This window comes from Bacillus sp. JJ664 (assembly GCF_036962205.1).
Classification (GTDB): Bacteria; Bacillota; Bacilli; order Bacillales; family Bacillaceae_G; genus Gottfriedia.
Window position 1 is genome coordinate 1 of the sequence record NZ_JBALMS010000077.1, and the last position, 2,137, is coordinate 2,137.

The following is a 2,137-nucleotide window of genomic DNA, read 5'->3' on the forward strand; positions in this document are numbered from 1 at the left end:
AAAATCAGTGATATATTAAAAAATAATGTAATTTTATCGCATAAGAATACAACCATATTACTAATTCGACATTTTTTGTAATTTTTACTTAACGAATTTTTAAAAATTTGTTACTATTTAATTAATAAGTATTTACTTGGAGGTGTTCCTTATTGATATGACAATTGAAAGTAGGTATAGTTCATTTATTAAAGACAACATGCCTACGCTAGTTAAAAATTGGGTCTCAGAAGCGTTGATTAGCGATCATGATCCTTTTAAATCTGAAATTATCATTAATGGAACAAAATTGATTGATTTCACATTATTATATTTAGAAGAAAAGATTGATGAAGCGCAAATTCAAGATTTGTCCTTTAAAATTGCTGAGGAACGAGCGCAAGCAATCGCCAACATAGGGGAATTTGTATATAATTCGAATTTGGGTAGAAGTGAATTATTCAAACACTTATCCGCATTTGGTGAGAATATTGGAGAAGTACAACCGTTAATTGATAAAATCAATTATGTATTTGATCAATTTATATATTATACTGTGAAAAGATATTCATACATAATAACTCAGGACATTGAAGAAAAAAAACAATTTATCGATGAGACACATAAGGAAAGACTCACAATTCTAGGGCAAATGTCAGCTAGCTTTGTACATGAGTTTAGGAATCCACTCACGTCAATCATTGGCTTTGTGAAGCTATTACGAGTAGATCATCCACAATTAAAATATTTAGATATAATAGACCATGAATTACATCAATTGAACTTTCGAATTGATCAGTTTCTACATGTTTCCAAAAAAGAACATGATCAGGTTGTAGAATACTTCTTGATTAACGATCTTTTCAAAGATATTACTGAGTTTCTATATCCAAGTATTGTGAATTCAAATGTTGTCTTACAAGAAGGTTTAACACAAACCATATACATACCTGGATTCAGAAATGAACTGCGTCAAGTATTATTAAATATTTTTATGAATTCAATTGATGCATTGTCCGAAAATAAAGGTCAAAAAATTATCCAATATCAAGTAGCAGACATTGGGGATAAAGTTGTTATTCAAATTCGTAACAATGGTCCTAAAATCAACGAAGAAAATATATTAACAATATTTGAACCATTTGTAACCACAAAAAATCATGGTACAGGTATTGGATTATTTGTATGCAAGCAAATTATCGAAAAACATGAAGGCGAAATTAAATGTTTATCAGATGATCAGTGGACCACATTTTACATAACATTACCAAAGAGACCATAAAAAAACTCGGAATATAACCGAGTTTTTTTATTTTATCATCAATACCTCAAATGTTGGATCCTCATTCATCAAACCGATTGAGATAATATCATAAATCTTATTTTTTTGAAATCTTGTCTTATATAAAGGATAGACGATTGACTTTGTTCCCGACAACCGTAGTTCCAAATTAACTGACATAGGTGTTAATGAAAGATAGTCTGATGTTTCTTTGTAGGAAACGTTTGAAAAGACAACATCACCTTCACCTTGTTTCACTGCTAAATCGAGATGTGGTGCTGCCTTAGCAAGGTGAATAAAACGAATTTTTGTTTCATTCATTGGTAAATATGGGTCATCGACTATTTGTAAAATCCTTATCTGGTTTAATTCATATGTCAGTGCAAAAGTGTAATAAAGAGTTTTTTCAAGAAAAATAGTTACAGTTTGTATAGGTTGAGATAAATGATTTGAATCATATATGTCAAATTGATGGTTCCCTGAAGAAAGTTCAAGATAATTTGATGCGTTTTTATAAGATAAATCTGTAATTTGTATTCCATCAAGAAAGATACGAACAGTTGACATAGTTGGAACGACATTCAGAAATCTGACAAATGATTTTTGTTTTATATTCTCCACTTCAATACCTTCAATTTTCTGAAGTGTTGTTGCGTTAATTTTTTGAACAATATTGGTTTGTTTTTCATAATATTGATGTAAAAAGTTAGTTAGAAGATATTGAAAGTCAGAAGAATGCACATTTTTTAATGAATTAAGTGAATCATTATCTTTCTGTTTTCTTTCATTCAAAATGATACCTCCTTTTATAGCCTTCGCATGTAAAATCCTATTCAATAACGAGAAAATTATGAATTATTTTATATTTGTTTTTAT

The 2,137-nt window shown here is 29.1% G+C and carries 2 protein-coding genes; one reads left to right on the forward strand and one right to left on the reverse strand.

The genetic code is table 11. The features are described 5' to 3' along the window. The first annotated feature begins 157 nt into the window (after nt 1-157). Complete coding sequence (locus V7056_RS13360) at nt 158-1,261, forward strand: histidine kinase N-terminal domain-containing protein (protein WP_499702694.1); 1,104 nt, start codon at nt 158-160, stop codon at nt 1,259-1,261. A gap of 27 nt (nt 1,262-1,288) precedes the next feature. On the opposite strand, the gene V7056_RS13365 is transcribed toward V7056_RS13360, so the two are convergent. Further along, nucleotides 1,289-2,053, reverse strand: a complete 765-nt coding sequence (locus tag V7056_RS13365; RefSeq protein ID WP_499702696.1) for a DUF4397 domain-containing protein — start codon at nt 2,051-2,053, stop codon at nt 1,289-1,291. Between the last annotated feature and the right edge of the window lie 84 nt (nt 2,054-2,137).

What these genes read in the sequence shown, in the direction of transcription:
- V7056_RS13360 (WP_499702694.1), top strand. Translation starts at nt 158, where the DNA reads ATGACAATTGAAAGTAGGTATAGTTCATTTATTAAAGACAACATGCCT.